Annotated in this window: 12 protein-coding genes; 8 read left to right on the top strand and 4 right to left on the bottom strand. The window is 71.7% G+C overall.

Annotated features, from left to right (window positions below; genetic code table 11):
• The first annotated feature begins 3 nt into the window (after window positions 1-3).
• A complete protein-coding gene (gene eccCa / locus I3F54_RS29880) occupies window positions 4-3,978 on the top strand; it encodes a type VII secretion protein EccCa (protein ID WP_240122051.1) in 3,975 nt (1,324 codons plus the stop codon).
• A gap of 234 nt (window positions 3,979-4,212) precedes the next feature.
• Here the strand turns inward: eccCa and I3F54_RS29875 are convergent, their stop codons facing one another.
• Both I3F54_RS29875 and I3F54_RS29870 read right to left on the bottom strand, forming a co-directional pair.
• Window positions 4,213-4,512, bottom strand: a complete 300-nt coding sequence (locus I3F54_RS29875) for a WXG100 family type VII secretion target (RefSeq protein ID WP_240122050.1) — start codon at window positions 4,510-4,512, stop codon at window positions 4,213-4,215.
• Window positions 4,513-4,566: 54 nt separating this feature from the next.
• A complete protein-coding gene (locus I3F54_RS29870) occupies window positions 4,567-4,914 on the bottom strand; it encodes a hypothetical protein (protein WP_240122049.1) in 348 nt (115 codons plus the stop codon).
• Here I3F54_RS29870 and I3F54_RS29865 point away from each other — a divergent pair.
• The 4 genes from I3F54_RS29865 (at window position 4,913) to I3F54_RS29850 (ending at window position 9,301) form a co-directional block, all read left to right on the top strand.
• Window positions 4,913-5,245 (top strand): hypothetical protein, encoded by a 333-nt coding sequence (locus I3F54_RS29865; protein WP_240122048.1) that lies wholly within the window; start codon window positions 4,913-4,915, stop codon window positions 5,243-5,245. The two genes, I3F54_RS29870 and I3F54_RS29865, sit on opposite strands and share 2 nt — an antisense overlap.
• Window positions 5,246-5,671: 426 nt before the next feature.
• Window positions 5,672-6,142, top strand: coding sequence for a hypothetical protein (locus tag I3F54_RS29860; RefSeq protein ID WP_240122047.1), 471 nt, complete (start codon window positions 5,672-5,674; stop codon window positions 6,140-6,142).
• Between the two features lie 11 nt (window positions 6,143-6,153).
• Window positions 6,154-8,457, top strand: a complete 2,304-nt coding sequence (locus tag I3F54_RS29855; RefSeq protein ID WP_240122046.1) for a DUF6571 family protein — start codon at window positions 6,154-6,156, stop codon at window positions 8,455-8,457.
• A gap of 301 nt (window positions 8,458-8,758) precedes the next feature.
• Window positions 8,759-9,301, top strand: a complete 543-nt coding sequence (locus I3F54_RS29850; RefSeq protein ID WP_240122045.1) for a hypothetical protein — start codon at window positions 8,759-8,761, stop codon at window positions 9,299-9,301.
• Between the two features lie 115 nt (window positions 9,302-9,416).
• Here the strand turns inward: I3F54_RS29850 and mycP are convergent, their stop codons facing one another.
• Together mycP and eccB are read right to left on the bottom strand one after the other, a co-directional pair.
• Window positions 9,417-10,685, bottom strand: a complete 1,269-nt coding sequence (mycP, locus tag I3F54_RS29845; RefSeq protein WP_240122044.1) for a type VII secretion-associated serine protease mycosin — start codon at window positions 10,683-10,685, stop codon at window positions 9,417-9,419.
• A 65-nt stretch (window positions 10,686-10,750) separates the two neighbouring features.
• Entirely contained in the window at window positions 10,751-12,277 is a 1,527-nt protein-coding gene (gene eccB / locus I3F54_RS29840; protein ID WP_240122043.1) for a type VII secretion protein EccB, read from the bottom strand.
• Between the two features lie 206 nt (window positions 12,278-12,483).
• On the opposite strand from eccB, the gene eccE reads away from it, so the two are divergent.
• The 3 genes from eccE to I3F54_RS29825 all read left to right on the top strand — a co-directional run.
• Window positions 12,484-13,851: a type VII secretion protein EccE gene (eccE, locus tag I3F54_RS29835; protein WP_240122042.1), complete on the top strand. Its 1,368-nt coding sequence runs from the start codon at window positions 12,484-12,486 to the stop codon at window positions 13,849-13,851.
• On the top strand, window positions 13,851-14,594 hold the full coding sequence (locus I3F54_RS29830; RefSeq protein ID WP_240122041.1) for a hypothetical protein: 744 nt from the start codon (window positions 13,851-13,853) through the stop codon (window positions 14,592-14,594). Before eccE ends, I3F54_RS29830 begins: the two co-directional genes overlap by 1 nt.
• Before the next feature lie 483 nt (window positions 14,595-15,077).
• A partial coding sequence (locus I3F54_RS29825) for an SCO5717 family growth-regulating ATPase (protein ID WP_308374109.1) occupies window positions 15,078-16,352 on the top strand: 1,275 nt, incomplete at its 3' end.

Below are 16,352 nucleotides of genomic sequence, written 5' to 3'. Positions count from 1 at the left end.
GTAGTGAGCCACATCGTCGTCAAGCGCCCGCCACGGGCACTGCCGAAGGAAGTGCCCACGGACGAGGTCGTGCTCCAGCCGCCGCCGGAACTTCCGCGCGGGCAGCAGGAGGGCGCTCTGATGCAGCTCCTTCCCATGCTCGGTATGGGCGGCTCCGTGGTGTTCTTCTTCAACCCGCAGGCCCAACCCTTCATGAAGATCATGGGCATGGTGATGGTGGCGTCCACGATCGCGATGGGCATCTCCATGCTGGTGCGCTACCGCCGGGGCAGCCAGGGGCAGATGGCCGATCTCCGCCGCGACTACCTGCGGTACCTGTCGCAGACCCGGCGGGGCGCGGTGGAGACCGCCGGGGCACAGCGCGACGCCCAGTACTACCTGCACCCTTCACCGGAGCAACTGTGGGCGCTGGTCGCCGAGGGTAGCCGGGTGTGGGAACGGCGGACCGCCGACGAGGACTTCGGGCAGGTGCGGGTGGGGCTCGGCCCGCAGTCCCTGGCCACCGCGCTGGTCCCGCCGCAGACCGCGCCGGTCGACGAGCTGGAACCGCTCACCGCGGGCGCCATGCAGCGTTTCCTGGCCGCCCACGGCACCCTCGACGACCTGCCGATGGCGGTGTCGCTGCGCGCCTTCTACCACGTGACGATCAGCGGCGACCCGCAGACCGTGCGCGGCACGGCCCGCGCCCTGACCGCCTCCCTGGTCTCCCTGCACTCGCCCGAGGATCTGGTCGTCGCCGTCGCCACCGGCCGGGAGTCCGCGCCCGAGTGGGAGTGGGCCAAGTGGCTGCCGCACGTGCAGATGCCGGGGCTCGCGGACGGCGCGGGCAGCATGCGCCTGATCTCCACCGACCCGATGGAGCTGGAGGAACGACTCGCCACGCGCCTGCAGGGCCGCCCGCGCTTCCACCCCGCCGGGCCACCCGTTCCCGAGCAGCCGCACCTGGTGGTCGTCCTCGACGGCGTGTCCCTGCCGCCGGACGCGATGCTGGCGGGCCCCGAGGGTCTGCAGGGGGTCACCGTCGTCGAGGTCGTGCCGGGCGACCTCAGCACGGGCCACGGCGACCTCTCGGTCGTCGTACGGCCCGGGGAGCTGCGACTGGAGTCGGCGCACGGCATGGTCTACGAGGGCACGCCGGACGTGCTGTCGTACGAGGCCGCCGAGGCGCTCGCGCGGCAACTGGCGCCACTGCGCATGGGGTCGGGTGGGGACGACGACGAACCGCTGCTGGCGAACCTGGAGTTCACCGACCTGCTGAACCTCGGCGACGCGGCCTCCGTCGATCCCAAGCGGACCTGGCGCCCGCGGTCGCAGGCGGAGCGGCTGCGCGTGCCGATCGGGCTCGGCGAGGACGGCCGGCCCGTGTTGCTCGACCTGAAGGAGGCCGCGCAGGAGGGCATGGGTCCGCACGGCCTGTGCATCGGCGCCACCGGTTCCGGCAAGTCGGAGCTGCTGCGCACCCTGGTGCTCGGCCTGGCGGTGACCCACTCCTCGGAGACGCTCAACTTCGTCCTCGCCGACTTCAAGGGCGGTGCGACGTTCGCGGGCATGTCCCAGATGCCGCACGTGGCGGCCGTCATCACCAACCTCGCCGACGACCTCACGCTGGTCGACCGCATGGGCGACTCCATCCGGGGCGAGCTCAACCGCCGCCAGGAAATGCTGCGCGACGCGGGCAACTACGCCAACATCCACGACTACGAGAAGGCGCGCGCGGCGGGCGCCCCGCTCCAGCCGATCCCGTCCCTCGTACTCGTCATCGACGAGTTCAGCGAGCTGCTGACCGCCAAGCCGGACTTCATCGAGATGTTCGTGCAGATCGGCCGTATCGGCCGCTCGCTGGGCGTGCACCTGCTGCTGGCCTCGCAGCGCCTGGAGGAGGGCCGCCTCCGCGGCCTGGAGACCTATCTGTCGTACCGCATCGGTCTGCGGACGTTCTCCGCGGCCGAGTCGCGGGCCGCACTCGGCGTCCCGGACGCCTATGAGCTGCCGAACGTGCCGGGTTCGGGCTTCCTGAAGTTCGGCACCGACGAGATGGTCCGCTTCAAGGCCGCCTACGTCTCCGGTGTCCACCGCTCCGGCTCCCAGCAGGCCGCCGCGCTCGGCGGGCCGCTGCCGGTCGACCGCAGGCCGGTGCTGTTCACCGCGGCCGAGGTGCCCGTGCAGTACGTCGCGGTGCCGCGGCAGCGGCGGGAGCCGGAGCCGGACGAGAAGGACGAGGCGCTCGCGGACACCGTCCTCGACGTGATCGTGCGGCGCCTGGAGGCCCAGGGGCCGGCGGCCCACCAGGTGTGGCTGCCGCCGCTGGACAGCCCCCCGTCGCTGGACGCACTGCTGCCCGGCCTGGCACCGGTGCCCGGCCGGGGCATGACCCAGCCGGGGTACGAGGGTGCGGGGCGACTGGTCGTCCCCGTCGGCATCGTCGACAAGCCGTACGAGCAGCGGCGCGACCCGCTGTGGGCGGACTTCGGCGGCGCCGCCGGCCACATGCAGATCCTCGGCGGCCCGCAGTCCGGCAAGTCGACCCTGCTGCGCTCGATCGTCGCCTCCTTCGCGCTCACCCACACGCCGCACGAAGTGCAGGTGTACGCCCTGGACTTCGGCGGCGGCAGTCTGGCATCGGTGGCCGACCTGCCGCACGTCGGCGGTGTCGCCTCCCGTCTGGACCCGGAGAAGGTGCGCCGCACGACGGCCGAGGTGTACGGCGTGCTGACCCGCCGCGAGGAGTACTTCCGGTCGGCGGGCATCTCGTCCATCGCCGAGTTCCGCAGCCGCCGCGCACGCGGCGACATCCCGGTGACCGACCAGCCCTGGGGCGACGTCTTCCTGGTCATCGACGGCTGGGGCAACTTCCGCACGGACTACGAGGCGCTGGAGCCGCTGGTCGTGGACATCGCGGCGCGCGGCCTCGGCTACGGCATCCACGTGATCCTCACGGCGTCCCGGTCCATGGAGGTCCGCTCCAACCTCAAGGACCACCTGATGAACCGCCTGGAGCTGCGGCTCGGCGACCCGATGGACTCGGAGTTCGACCGCAAGGTCGCGGCCAACGTGCCCACGGGTGTGCCCGGCCGCGGCCAGACCCCGCAGAAGCAGCACTTCATGGCGGCCGTCCCGCGCATCGACGGGCTGTCCTCGGACACCGACCTGTCGGAGGCCACACAGGCCCTGGCGGCGGAGATCACGCGGCACTGGCAGCAGCCCGGCGCACCGGAGGTCCGCCTGCTCCCCCGCTCGTTCCCGGCGGCCCAGCTGCCGCCCGGCAACCGGTTCGCGGACCGCGGCATCTCCTTCGCCATCGACGAGGACAACCTCGAACCGGTCTTCGTGGACTTCGAGCAGGACCCGTTCTTCCTCGTCTTCGGCGAGAGCGAGTCCGGCAAGTCGAATCTGCTCCGCCTGCTCGTCAAGGGCCTCACCGAGCGCTACGACGGCAACGACTGCAAGCTGTTCGTCATCGACAACCGCCGCTCGCTGCTGGGCGTGACCCCGCCCTCGCACCTGGCGGAGTACGTCCCCATGTCGAACCAGATGCAGCATCACATGGACGCGCTGGCCGACCTGATGCAGCGGCGCACGCCGACCGCCGACGTCACGCCGGAGCAGCTGCGCGACCGCAGCTGGTGGCAGGGACCGACGGTGTTCGTCGTCATCGACGACTACGACCTCGTCTCCACCTCCAGCGGCAACCCGCTGTCGGGGCTGACGGAGCTGCTGCCCTTCGCCCGGGACGTCGGCGTCCGCTTCATCATCGCCCGCTCCACGGCCGGCGCCGGGCGTGCCGGGTACGAGAACTTCATGCAACGCGTCAAGGAGCTAGGCGCCCAGGGCGTGATCCTGGCCGGCGACCCGGCCGAGGGCGACCTGCTCGGCGGGGTACGGCCGCGGCCGATGCCGGCGGGGCGGGGCGTGTTCGTGTCGCGCAAGCGGGGACGGCCGCTGGTGCAGGTCGGTCTGGCGGACGACCCCCAGGCCTGAGGCGCCCGGGCCGGGGCCGCCCGCCACCCCTGCCGCGGCGGACACGGCCCCGCGGCCTGCCGCTCCGCCCCGCTGCGGGGCACCGGGGGCACTGAAGAAGCACGGGACCGGTCGACGGGCCCGTCCCCGGCCCCTGGGGGCCCGTGACGGGGGGTGGCAGACGTACGCGGACATGACGCCGGGGTGGGCGCCTCCCGTGCGCGCCCACCCCGGTGCCGTCGTGCCGGCCGAGTCCTACTGGAAGAAGGAGGCCGCCTTCTTGTCGCCCTCCATGTAGTCGCCGCCGGCCTGGTGGACCACGTGGCCGATGCCGGTCAGCGCCTGGTGGATGTCGTTGGCTTCCTTGTCCCAGCGCTGCAGCTTCTGGTGGAACGTGCTCTGAGCCTCGCCCGCCCAGTACTCCTGGCTCTGGACGACCATGCGCCGCAGTTCGTCGAGATCCTGCTCGAGCGCCTTGGCCTCGTTGCCGATCGTGGTCGCGGCCGTGTCAAGGCCGTCGTACGTTACTTGCAGCCCGTCGGCGTTACGGCTCATGCCTGCCTACCTTGTCTCGCTGGTGTGTGCCTGGTGAGGTGACTACCGCTCGGCTCAGTAGGAGCTGAGCGCGGACGACGGGGTCGTCGAGGCTCCGTCACGGACGTCGATGCGGGCGGCGGCAGCGCGGACCTCGTCCTCCTTGCTGTCCTTGACGTTGCGCGTCTTGGTCATGGAGTCGATGACCTGGCCGAGGATGTTGCCGATGTTCTGGATCGACTCGTTGATCTCGATCTGCTTCCGGTCGAACTCGGCGCGACCGATACCGTGCCACTGGCCCTCGAGGCCGTCGATGACGCCCTGGAGGCGGTGCACCCGCTTCAGGGTCGCCTCGTACTTCTCGGCCATCTGCTTCTGGAGCGCGATGACTGCTTCGTCCTGGAGCTTCTGCGAGCCGGCCATGACCAGCCTCCTGCCTTTCCTCGTCCGTTTCCTGATGCAGTTGTTCCGGCTCACCACCGAACTGCTGCCGGCGCTCGTCGCCGAGCGCGGTGAGCCGCCCCGTCACCCGGTGCCTGGGGCTCCGGTCGATCCTCCCGCCACCGGGCCGGCCGCCGAGAACACCGCGGTGGCTTGTGACGAGGCCGATGCGAACCGGGCAGACCTGTTCAGAGCCGCGGCGGCCGATCGGCCGCGCTGTTCGCCGAGACGCTCCCCGCCATGCCGTTCACAAGCACGACGCTCCTCCCCGTTTCCCCGTACGGTCGCGGCCGATGCCCGGCCCGCCCGCTGAACCACCCGCCGTACGATCGCAAAGCGAGCCGCGACCGACAACGCGTTCACCACTGTAGTCAACCCGAACAATCGCACCAACCGAGGTGCGAACCAACTCAGTTGCCGGTTCGGCACAGCTACCGCAGATGGCCCGGTTTGCCGGATTGTCACGCCGGTCGCCCCGTGCCCCTCCCGAAGCCCCGCCTCCGGCGCCGCGGACGGGGCCCGGCCGCCCGCCCCGTTCCGCGGCTCTCCATCAAACATCCACACGACAGCGGTCACGACCCCGCGCCCGTCCGGGCCGACGACAACTCGGCTTGCTAGCGTGCTGGTTGTTTTCCTCACGGCACTTGGCGACATGAGCAGCGGCACGACGAGCACGCTACGGTCGCACACGCACATCATCGTACGGACGCACGCCACACTCACGGGGAAGGTCCTGCACATGGCATGGGACGAGTGGGAGCAACTGAAGGCACGGGCCGCCGAACGGCAGTCCACGCACACGCGCCTCAACCAGCTGCCTGCGGACGGCGCAGGCGGAGGCGGTGACCTGGTCGTGCACCAGGACGACCTCGGTGCGGTCGGCCATGACGCCCACCTTCTGTTCGAGGACCTCCGCAAGGAGGCCGACATCTCCACGGCGGGGGCGGGCAAGGACGGAGCGGGTTCCACCGCGCGGGCGGCCTCCACGCTGAGCACGCACAACTTCGCCACCGGCGCCGCCCTGCACAAGACCGTCGACATCTGGTCCTCGCAGCTGAAATCGGTGCTGCAGGCCTGTGCGCACATCTCCGACCACCTCGACTACAGCCGCAAGCTCCACGCGCAGGACGACGCCCGGATCGGGACCGTGCTCCGCGGCAGCGACGGCTCGGCCGTGTCCGTGTCGCAGCTCAACGAGTACTTCAAGTAGGGGGATCGGCAGTGGCTCTGAGCTTCACGGACCTCGCCGAGGTCGACCTCGGCAGGCTCGGCACCGCCGTGGCGGACTGGAAGAAGACCGTCGCCGCACTGAAGAGGGCGGCGGACGACGCCCGGCAGGGCATGCAGGCAAAGTCGGACCGGGCCCGGTGGGCCGGCGTCAACGCGACCGTCAGCCGCGAGTTCATCACCAGGACGGCGAAGGAGATCGCGGACCTCCACACCGAGGCGGACAGCATCTACCAGGTACTCGACGACGGGCACACGGAACTGTCCGCGCTCCAGAAGCAGCTCAGGCAGGCGGCGGAGACCGATGCCGCGACACTCGGGATCCGCGTTCAGGAACTCGAGGGCGGCAAGGTCCGCTGCTTCCATCCCCATGTGCGCGGCGACACGGACGAACGCACCCAGGAACAGTTGGACGCCCGGCAGGAACTGGAGGACCGGATCAACCTGATCCTCGGCCACGCCCGGGAGATCGACGCCTCCGTCGCCCGCGCCCTGGCCAGGAGCCACGGCGACGACGCCCACAACGCCGGCCACGCCCACTACGGTTCGCTGAACGACGTCGAGGTCGAACGCGCCCTCGAACTGGCCCGCAAGGGCCACAAGATGACCGACGCCGAGCTGCGCGAGTTCGACGACCTGCTGACCTACAACTCCGACGAGAAGGACGGCGAGTTCGCCACCGACTTCTACCGGGGACTCGGCGGGCCCGAGAAGGCGCTGCAGTTCTACGCCGACATGGCCATCGACGGCACCGATCCGGACGCCACCAAGACCCGGCTCGCCGCGGTGCAGGACCTGCAGAAGGCCATGGGCTACACGCTGGCCAACGCCACCGACCCCGACCACCGGCACCATCTGCCCGACAGCTGGAACGCGGAGTTCCGGCGCCTGGGCACCCAGCAGATCGGCTGGACCCCCGGGCAGTTCAACAAGCCCTACGGCTACCAGGTCCTCGGTGGTCTGCTGCGCTACGGCAACTACGACGCCCGGTTCCTCACGCCCATCGCAGAGCACATCACCCAGATCCACAAGGAGGACCCGCACTTCTTCCTGTACGGCAGGCCGGTGGGCATGCCCGACGCCTACGGCTTCAACCCGTCAGGCGATCTCGGCAGCGGCTACTCCCCGGTCAACAGCGTCCTGGAGGCAGTCGGGCACAGTCCCGAGGCCGCGGAGAAGCTCTTCACCCAACCGCCGACCGCGTACAACCGGGACGGGACAGTGAAGCAGGGCGGCGACCCCGGCTTCACGTCCTACCTCGATCTCTTCACCGACGAGGACTTCGAGTGGTCGATCGACACCAACGACGCCAACACCCTCGCCGACGAGGACAAGACGCGCACGGCCCTCACCTTCGGCCCCCAGGCCCTCGGCCACGCCCTTGAGGCGGCGACGACAGGCCGCCCGTACGACAGCGACGACACCGCCGACGCCATCAAGCACACGGAGGCCCGGGCGGGCCTGGTCCACGAGATCGTCGACAAGTTCGGCCAGCACCCCGAACTGATCCGGCACAACGAGAACGGGGACATCGACGAGGACTCCGGTCCCCTCTACGGCCTGCGCGCCAGCCTCGGCGACATCTCGGCGGAGTACATGGGCGACATGCAGCGGGCGATGTACCGGGAGGATCCCAGCAGCGACACCCTGCCCACGTTCGGTGCCGCGGCCGACCTCGACTCGCGCAACGTCAACCGATTCCTCGCCGAGGTGGGCCAGGACCCCGACGCCTACGCCACCATCACCACCGCGCAGCAGGCCTACACGGCGGACGTGGTGGACCACGTCATCAACGGCGACAGCCATTCGACGGCGTCCCTCGACGGCCGCGTGGGTGCCGCCGTGGCTCCCGGATCGGCGATCGCGGGCATCATGAGCGACGCCCGGGCCCATGCGATCTACGACTACCACGCGGCGTCGGACCAGGAGTACAACGATGCCGCGGCCGACAAGCAGAAGTGGGTGAACCGCATCCTGGGCATGGGCATCGAGAAGGTCGGCGAACGCGTCCCCATCGCCGGCACCGCTCTGGAATGGGCCTCGGAAGACATCCAGGAGTCCGTCATGAAGAGCATCGAGAAGGACACGGTGACAGAAGCTCAGAGCGAGGCCAGCACAAACTACACACAGGGCCGCACAACCGCCATCGACTCCGCAGGGGCCGCAGTCGATCATGCATTGGTGAATAGTCAGGACATCGATCCGGAGACCGCCAAGGACCTCCGCCGAGCGGCTCGCACATCGGCAGGCGTCAGTCACACGGACGGCGCGCAGTGGACGTCGGAGGGCCGCAGTTGAGCGCCCCAGAACGCCTAGGGCGGGGGGCGCGGGCAGCCAGCGGTGCGCGTTCACCGCTCCGACGTTGGTGTGCGGCATCTCGATATCAACCCACGCATTTTCCCCTCTATCGCCTGCAGATGGCGAGCGAATCGACCCCGAAGCAGCAGCCTGCCGTGGCGGACATCACGTGCCGAGGCAAACCCGTCAGCGCCAACCTCTGGGCGCTGCAGCCGGGCCTTGTGTCCGCAGCGGAAGGCGTGATCTCCACCTACATGGATGCGCCGCAGGAACGAGACGCTCCAGGTGGCAGGAGGAGCAAATGAACCCTCGAACCCTTCTCGTGCGCGGTGGTGCAGTGCTCTGCGCCGCCATGACCGCAGCTGGGTGCTCGTCGAACCCACCCAAGCAAGAGTTCACAATTCCGAAGGCACTCTGCGGAGTACCTGTCCCGACCCGTTCGCTGTCACGGCTCCTGCCGGCATCCGGTCAGAAGGTGTCGGTCAATCAGGTCGACGGCGCGGCCAAGGGAACAGGGCTATGCAAAGTCTCAGTCGACAGCACCGAGGTGTTGGTCGTCAGCACGGAGCGCATCACCATGGGCTCTTCGGCGCAGAGAATCCTCCTGCACCGCGCCCGTACCGGGGACCAGAAGTCCACGGAGGGAGGCTCGATCGCCTACAGCGACCATGCCGCCGTATCGCTGATCCAGTGCCGCGGCTCGGGCATCGAAGAGGAGGACATCAGCACCTTCATCGAGAATTGGAAGCCCGGACGACAGGACGAGACAGCCATGAAGGACCTGATGTCCGGTTACACGGCAGCACTCAAGAAGCAGCAGCCGTGTTTGAAGAAGGACGACTGAGCCCGACGGCGGAGCCCGCGTCGGTCGTGCCGAGCTGGGTTGGATGACCAGAGCGAGGGCGTCGTCACCACCGCGGCAGGGCTGAGGGCGCCGTAGAGCCGGGCTGTCGGGTGGGTCAGTGGGGGGCGGGGCGGCCGCCTGCCAGTCGCTCGCGGCGCCGTCGGGCGTCCCGGAGTGCCACCGCCGTGCCGCCGAGACCGGCGACCAGGACGAGGCCGCCGACGACCACGTAAGTGGCCATGCGGGTGTTGCGCTCGTCGGCGGTCTCGCCGAAGTGGAGGGGGGCGACGTAGGGTGCCTCGGCCCGGTTGACGCCGTTGGCGGGCCGGGGCGACTCGACCGGGTGCGCGGGGTCGACGTTCGTGAGGGCCTTGACGGGGTCGACGACGCCCCAGCCGACGAGGCGGTCGTGGCCGGGGATGGAACGCTCCGCCGTCTGCTCGATCTGGGCGACGACCTGCCGGGCCGTCCACTCGGGGTACTTGGACTTCAGCAGGGCCGCCACACCGGCCACGTAGGGCGCCGAGAAGCTGGTGCCGTTGTCGGAGCAGTGTCCGCCGCCCGGGACGGTGGAGATCATGTCGACGCCCGGTGCCGCCACGCCGACGAACTCTCCCGACTGGGAGAAGGAGGCGCGTTCGTTGTTGCGGTCGGACGCGGCCACCGCCAGCACGCCGTCGTACGACGCCGGGTACGTGACCTTGACGTTGCCGCCGAGGCCGTCGTTGCCGGCGGAGGCGACGACCACGACGCGCTTGCTCAGGGCGTAGTCGACGGCCTGCTTCAGCCGGGCGTCGGGTTCGACGGCGTTGGCGGTGTCCTGGGAGATGTTGATGACGTCGGCGCCCTTGTCGACGGCGTGGCGGATGGCCGTCGCGAGGGTCGCGGCGGTGCCGTCGCCCTCGGCGTCGTTCTGTTTGACGGGGATGATCGTGGCGTCGGGTGCGAGACCGACGAAGCCGGTGCCCTTGGCCGGACGGGCGGCGATGATGCCCGCGACGCGGGTGCCGTGGCCGACCGTGTCGGTGGTGCCCTGGTCGTTTCCCCGGTCGATGTCCTCGCCCTTGCCGTTCTTCCGGGGCAGGAGGTTCTCGCCCTTCGACGCGTCGACCGCCTTCCTCAGCTGCGGGTTCCTGATGTCGACGCCCGTGTCGACGACGGCCACCTGGACGTTCTTGCCGGTGGACTGCGCCCACAGCTCGTCGAGGTTGACGCGCTGCAGCGCCCAGGGGCGGCCCGTGTAGGGCTTCGACGGGAAGGTGCACTGGCCGCCGTCGTCCGCCCACGCGGGCGCGGGCAGCGCGACCAGGGCGGTCGTCAGCACGGCTCCCGCTCCCAGGGCCGACGCGGTCCGCGCACGCCCCCGCGTCCTTGCCTTCAGCATGAGTTCGTCGCCCTCCGGCCCTCGTGTCCTGTGCGCTCGTGTCCCGTGGCAGGTGGTCCGGTGCTCTAGGAGCCCTGCGGCTGCCGCGCCGCCGCCTCCGACAGGCGCGGGCCCGTCGGCAGGAACGTCGACCACTCCACGGGGATCGGGACGGGGTCGACCTTCTCGTAGCCGAGGCGGGTCTGGGCGATCCTCGCCTCGTTCAGCTCCTGCTTGCGCTGGCCGGCCGAGGTACCGATGCCCTTGTCGTCGGTGGCGCTGTCGCTGTTGGACTGCAGGGCGTAGCGCAAGCCGGTGTCGGTGACGAGGAAGACGCCGCCGGCCTTGGTCTCGGTGCCCTGGAACTGGCGGTAGAGCTGGCCGGAGCCGGGCGTGACGTAGGCGCTGGAGGAACCGGTGGGGAGCTGCGCGGGGAATTCGGTGCCCACCCAGGTGGACAGGGTCGTCCGGCCGTTTCCGGCGTCCACCGAACGCAGCACGTTGCAGACGGTGTTGCGGCCCGATGTCGTGCTCGCGCCGTCGTTCACCGTGCGCGGCCGGTATGTCGGCCAGTTCTTGTCGCCGTCGAAGCTGGTGCTGTCGGCCACCGCGCCGGGGCTGACCTGCTGGGCCTCACCGGCCTGGCCGACGGCGACGAGGTCGCCGCTGTTGAGCAGGAGGGTGGCGGTGAACTCGGAGACGCGGGCGACCTTGCCCCGAAGCACCACGTAGTACTGCATGACCTGGCCGTCGTAGGCCCTGATGACCTCGCCGACCTTGTCGTAGTCGCCGAGGGCGGTGGAGGCGCCGGCGGTCGCCCCGGGGGTGCCGTCGACGTCGGGGATGGCGACCGGGTCGCCGGTGTGGAGGGTGTCGAGCCACTCCTGGGAGACGCGCTGCGGGGAGCGGCTCTGGGTGTCGAGGGCCTTGAGCAGTTCCTTGTCGGCCGGATCGGCCAGCGGGTACTTGGTGCCCTTGGCGTCGACGACGTACTGCGTCCTGCCGTCCGGGCCGACGACGTACATCAGGTCGCCGCCGGTGAGCCGGCTGCCGCCCTCCGTCCTGGACCACTCCTTCTCGGCGAGGACGAACGCCGCCTTCTGGATGGCCCGCCCGCCGTCACCGGGGCGTTCGCACACCGCCCAGCGCTTGGCGGACCCGGCCTCGGCGGAGGAGGGCAGGCGGTCGGGGGCGTAGGGGATGCCGATCGTGGCGCCGTGCGGGGGTTTGCCGCTGTCGAGGACCATCTCGTCGACGGTGATGACGCTGTTCCTGCTCGGGTCCAGCAGCAGTTTGGCGGAGGCCATGTTCAGCACCGGGTGGAGTTGTGTCTCCTTGCCGGTCCTGAGGACGACGTAGCGGGTGGTCGACTTGCTGGCGACGATGACGTGTGCGCCGGGGCTGTCCCAGCCCTTGGGCGCGGTCGGGCTGAACATGCCGATCGCGCCGAACACGGCGAGGATCACCACGCCGATCACGAGGCCGGGGACCAGGGCGCCCAGCGGCTTGGGCGCGCCCTCCTCTGATCCCGAGGGCGAAGGCTGCAGGAACGACGCGAGCGTGCGGCGCTTCGCGAAGGTGTAGGCGTTGAGTTCGTCGCGCCGTGATGCCATCTGTGTCCGCTCTCTCCCCGTTGCGGAGTCGTGGAGGACCCGTGCAGGTCCGTCCCCCGTCCTCGTCCGCCTCTGACGCCTCGGCTGTCAGAGTCGCCCCCTACTATGCCCGTTGCGCGATCGTGCCGGCGGCACGGGTAGGGTGCTCGGGGCCTGACGAGGCCGCAGCGCAAGGGTTTTCGGGAGACTTCGGGGGTTTTTGAGTGATGGCTTCCGCGACGCGGACCCGGTCGCGATCGCAATCGGGTTCACGATCGGCCAGCCCGCGCCGGCCACGGGGCCGCGGCGCGGCCTCCCCCGCCCCGGAAGGGGCCGCACGCCCCGCCCCCGAGTCCCCGCGGGGCTCCGTCGCCCCTCGTCTGAAGTCAGGTTCGGGGTACGGCGGTTCGTTCGCCGTGCAGCGGTTGGTGCTGCTGGAGGCGGCAGGGGCGGTCGTGGTGTGCGCCTGGGTCGCCGGGACGTACGTGCTGGTGCCGGCTGGCGTGGTCGCCGCGTTGCTCGTCGCGCTCGCCCTGGTGCGGCGCCGGGGTCGTTCCCTTCCCGAATGGCTGGGCACACTGCTGGCGTTGCGGGCGCGGCGCCGCCGGGCCGCCGGCGCCGTGGTGCCGCCGGGCACGGACTCGGGTCTCGCTCCGGCCGTGGAGTGCGACCCGAGCCTGCGCACCTACCGTCACAGCCGCGGCGACCACCATGACCAGCGCCCGATCGGCATGGTGGGCGACGGCGGCTTCCTGACCGCCGTGCTCCAGGTGGAGTCGGACGCCGGTGCGCTGCGCGCCGAGCGCGGGCGCAGACCGCTGCCCGTCGCCGTCGTCCGGGACGTGCTGGAGGTCGACGGGATCCTGCTGGAGTCGGCACAGATCGTGGTGCACACGCAACCCGCACCGGCGCTGCACCTGCCGCAGCAGTCGGTGGTGGTGAGCAACTACGCCCCGCTGCAGGCCCGGACGGGCTCCCCTGCGGTGCGTATCACCTGGATCGCGCTGAAACTGGATCCCGAGCTGTGCCCGGAGGCGGTGGCCGCGCGCGGAGGCGGTCTGGCCGGCGCGCAGAAGTGCCTGGCGCGGGCCGCGGAGCACCTGGCGAGCCGGCTGACCGGCGCCGGGTTCCGGGCGAACGTGCTGAACGAGGAGGAACTGACGGCGGCCATCGCCACCTCCGCGTGCGCCAACCCGATGGTGACCGCGCAGGCCGGGCGGGGCGAGGCGGCGCAGTCGCGGACGGAGGAGTCCAGCCGCAGCTGGCGCTGCGACAACCGCAGGCACACGACCTACTGGGTGCGGCGCTGGCCGCAGTTGGGCGGCGAGAGCCCCTCGCTGGCGCAGTTGGTGGCGCAGCTGACCTCGGTTCCCGCGCTGGCCACGACGTTCAGTCTGACGCTCGCCAAGGGCGGCCGGCAAGAGGTGACCGTCACCGGCCATGTGCGGGTCACCGGCCGCAGCAACCAGGAGCTGACCGACGCACGCCGCGAACTGGAGCAGGCGGCGCGGGCCGCGAAGGCCGGCCTGGCCCGGCTGGACCGTGAACAGCTGCCCGGCGTCCTCGCCACCCTGCCGCTCGGAGGTGCCCGCTGATGGCGACGACGACCCACGCCGCGGACCCGTCCCTCGGGGAGCGTCTGCGTACCGGCTTCGGTCTGCTGGGCCCGCGGCACCCGCGGCACACGCTGACCGTGGAGCAGGCCGACGCCCTGTCCCTGCCCATCGGTGACGATGGTGTGGTGTTCGGGGTGGACACCGAGGGCCGGCCCGCGGTGCTCGGCGTCAACCGGCCCACGCCGTACGACATCGTGTTGATCGGCGGCCTGTGGACCGCGCAGGTGCTCGCGCTGCGGGCGGCGGCGACCGGTGCCCGCGTGGCCGTGGAGACGGGGCGCGCGCAGGCCTGGATGCCGATGGTGCACGCGATGGGAGGCGGGCAGAACGGCCTCGCGGTGTACGACGTCGGACGGGTGCCCCCGCAGGGCGCGTCGGCCGGGACGCCGGTCCTCGTGGTGCGGGACTGCGGTATGCGTCCTCCGCGTGGGCGTGTGGTGTCGGCGCCCTGGCAGTCGGTGGTGACGCTGCTGCCGTATCTCAGCCCCGTCGCACCGCGGTTGATGCGGCAGGCCCGGCTGGTGGGCGTGCAGCGGGTGTCGCCGGACGAGGCGGCGGAGATCGGCCGGGTGATCGGGCTGCCGCGCCCCGAGATCGAGTCGCTGCCCTCCCTCCCGGACGGCGTCACGCTGTGGTGCACCGACCGCGACCGGCAGTACGTGATGACGCAGGCGACGGACCCCGAGGTCGGACTGCTGGGCGTGGCGCGGCGCATGGACTGACCCCGCTGCGGACGGCGCCCGCACCGGCCCGCGTGACCGCCCGTTCCGCCGTCCTCCCCGGCCTCGCCCGGTTCGACGCCGCTTCGCGGGATTTCACCGGCTTTCCTCGGCTCGTCCCGTATCTCCCGCATGTTCAGGGGCCGTTCCGCAGCCCTGCCGCGCATCGGCGCGGTCCCGGGGACGGGTTGGCGCCGCCGATCATCACGGTTTGGTGAACGTACGGGCGTCTCGCGGCGGTTCTCCGGGGTGTGTGCCCACCGGGCGCCGTGGAAAGGGGCGGGCGGGCCTGCCGGGGCCGCGGTGTTCGTGATTAGGCTGGGGTTGGGCACGTCACGCGTGCCCGCGAGCGGGGTCTGCGCGCCCTGCGACGACAGGGTTCAGGGCCACCGGGGAACAGCCCCGGGAACAACCCGGGGAATGTACGACAGGAACGGTCACCCCCCCAGCACGGCATGAGGGCGTTCGACCACACCAGGAGGAACTGTGAACAGCGATCGGGACGGGATCCGCGGGGGCTGGGAGACACCCGACGACGACCAGACCGACGCGGAGTCCGCCATCGAGATGACGGGCGAGTTCACCATCGACTACGCGCCGCCCGCCTGGTACACGCAGAACGCGTCGGGCCAGGCGCCCGCACCATCGGCCCCGGCACCCGTGCCGCCGCCGGCGCCCGGTCCTGCCACGCCTCCTCCGCCCGCGGGCCCGCCGATCTCCGTTCCCGATCTGCCCCGGGGCAGCGGTTTCCAGCCGGCCTGGGCACCCGCTCCGCCGCCCGGCCCCGCCCCCGGGACTGCGGCTCAGCCGGCTGCCGCGCCCGCACCTGAGGGCGCGTACCCGCCGGTCCCCGAAGCAGCGTTCCCTCCGGCGTACCCGCCCGCGCCCGAGGCGGCCGCCCCTCCGGTTGCTCCGGCCTCGCCCGAGGCGGCGTTCACCCAGCCGGCGCCGGCCGCGGCGCCCGTGCCGTCGGAGGCAGGGGAACCGGAGGCCGGGGAACCGGGCAACGGCGACCTCGTCAGCGGGGCGACCATGCGCATCTCCGCGTCGGCGCTCAAGCGCGAGATCAGTGAGCCGGCCCCCACCGGGCAGGGCGCCGAGAGCACCGCCGAGGCCTCCGGCGCGGCACGGGATCCGGCGTCCGGGGCCGCACCCACCGACGCCGCGGAGCCCACCGGCACCGCCTCCGCGGCCGAACCCGCCGGCGCCGGCGGGCCCGGTGAGCCGGCCGAGTCCTTCGGGGCCGGAGAGCCCGCGGACGCATCGGCCGCCGCAGGGGGCACCGCCGACGCCTCCTCCGGCGACGGCGTCCCGGGCGCGGCCGGTGCGGTGGGCCCCGCCGCCCCCGAGGGCGAGCCCGACGCCCCGGCCGAGGCCACGGACGCCTCGTCGGACCGCACCGTCGAGGCCTCCGACGACGCCCCCTCCGCCGCCGGGGGCGACGGCGGTTCCGACCCCGAGGCCGGCACGACCGATGACGGCGACACACCCGTCACCGACGCACCCGTCACCGACGCACCCGTCGCTGTCGACCCACCCGTCGCGGACACCCCCGCGGGCCCCGGTGCGGCGCCGGTCCCCGAGGGCGGTGCGCCCGACCCCCGCGCCGGGCAGCCCGACCCGGCCTGGACCCGGTCGCCGGTCCCCCAGCAGGGCGTCCCGCCGCTGCCGCCGTCGTACGAGCCCGCCGCCCCGGCCGCGGCCGCCCAGTGGCCCGCGCAGCCGCACCCGGCCGGCCCGGTGGCCCCGCGGCCCCAGGGC

The organism is Streptomyces sp. MUM 2J, from assembly GCF_022414535.1.
Taxonomy (GTDB): domain Bacteria; phylum Actinomycetota; class Actinomycetes; order Streptomycetales; family Streptomycetaceae; genus Streptomyces.
The sequence above is the reverse complement of the archived record's forward strand: the minus strand, read 5'-3'. Positions and strand labels throughout refer to the sequence as shown.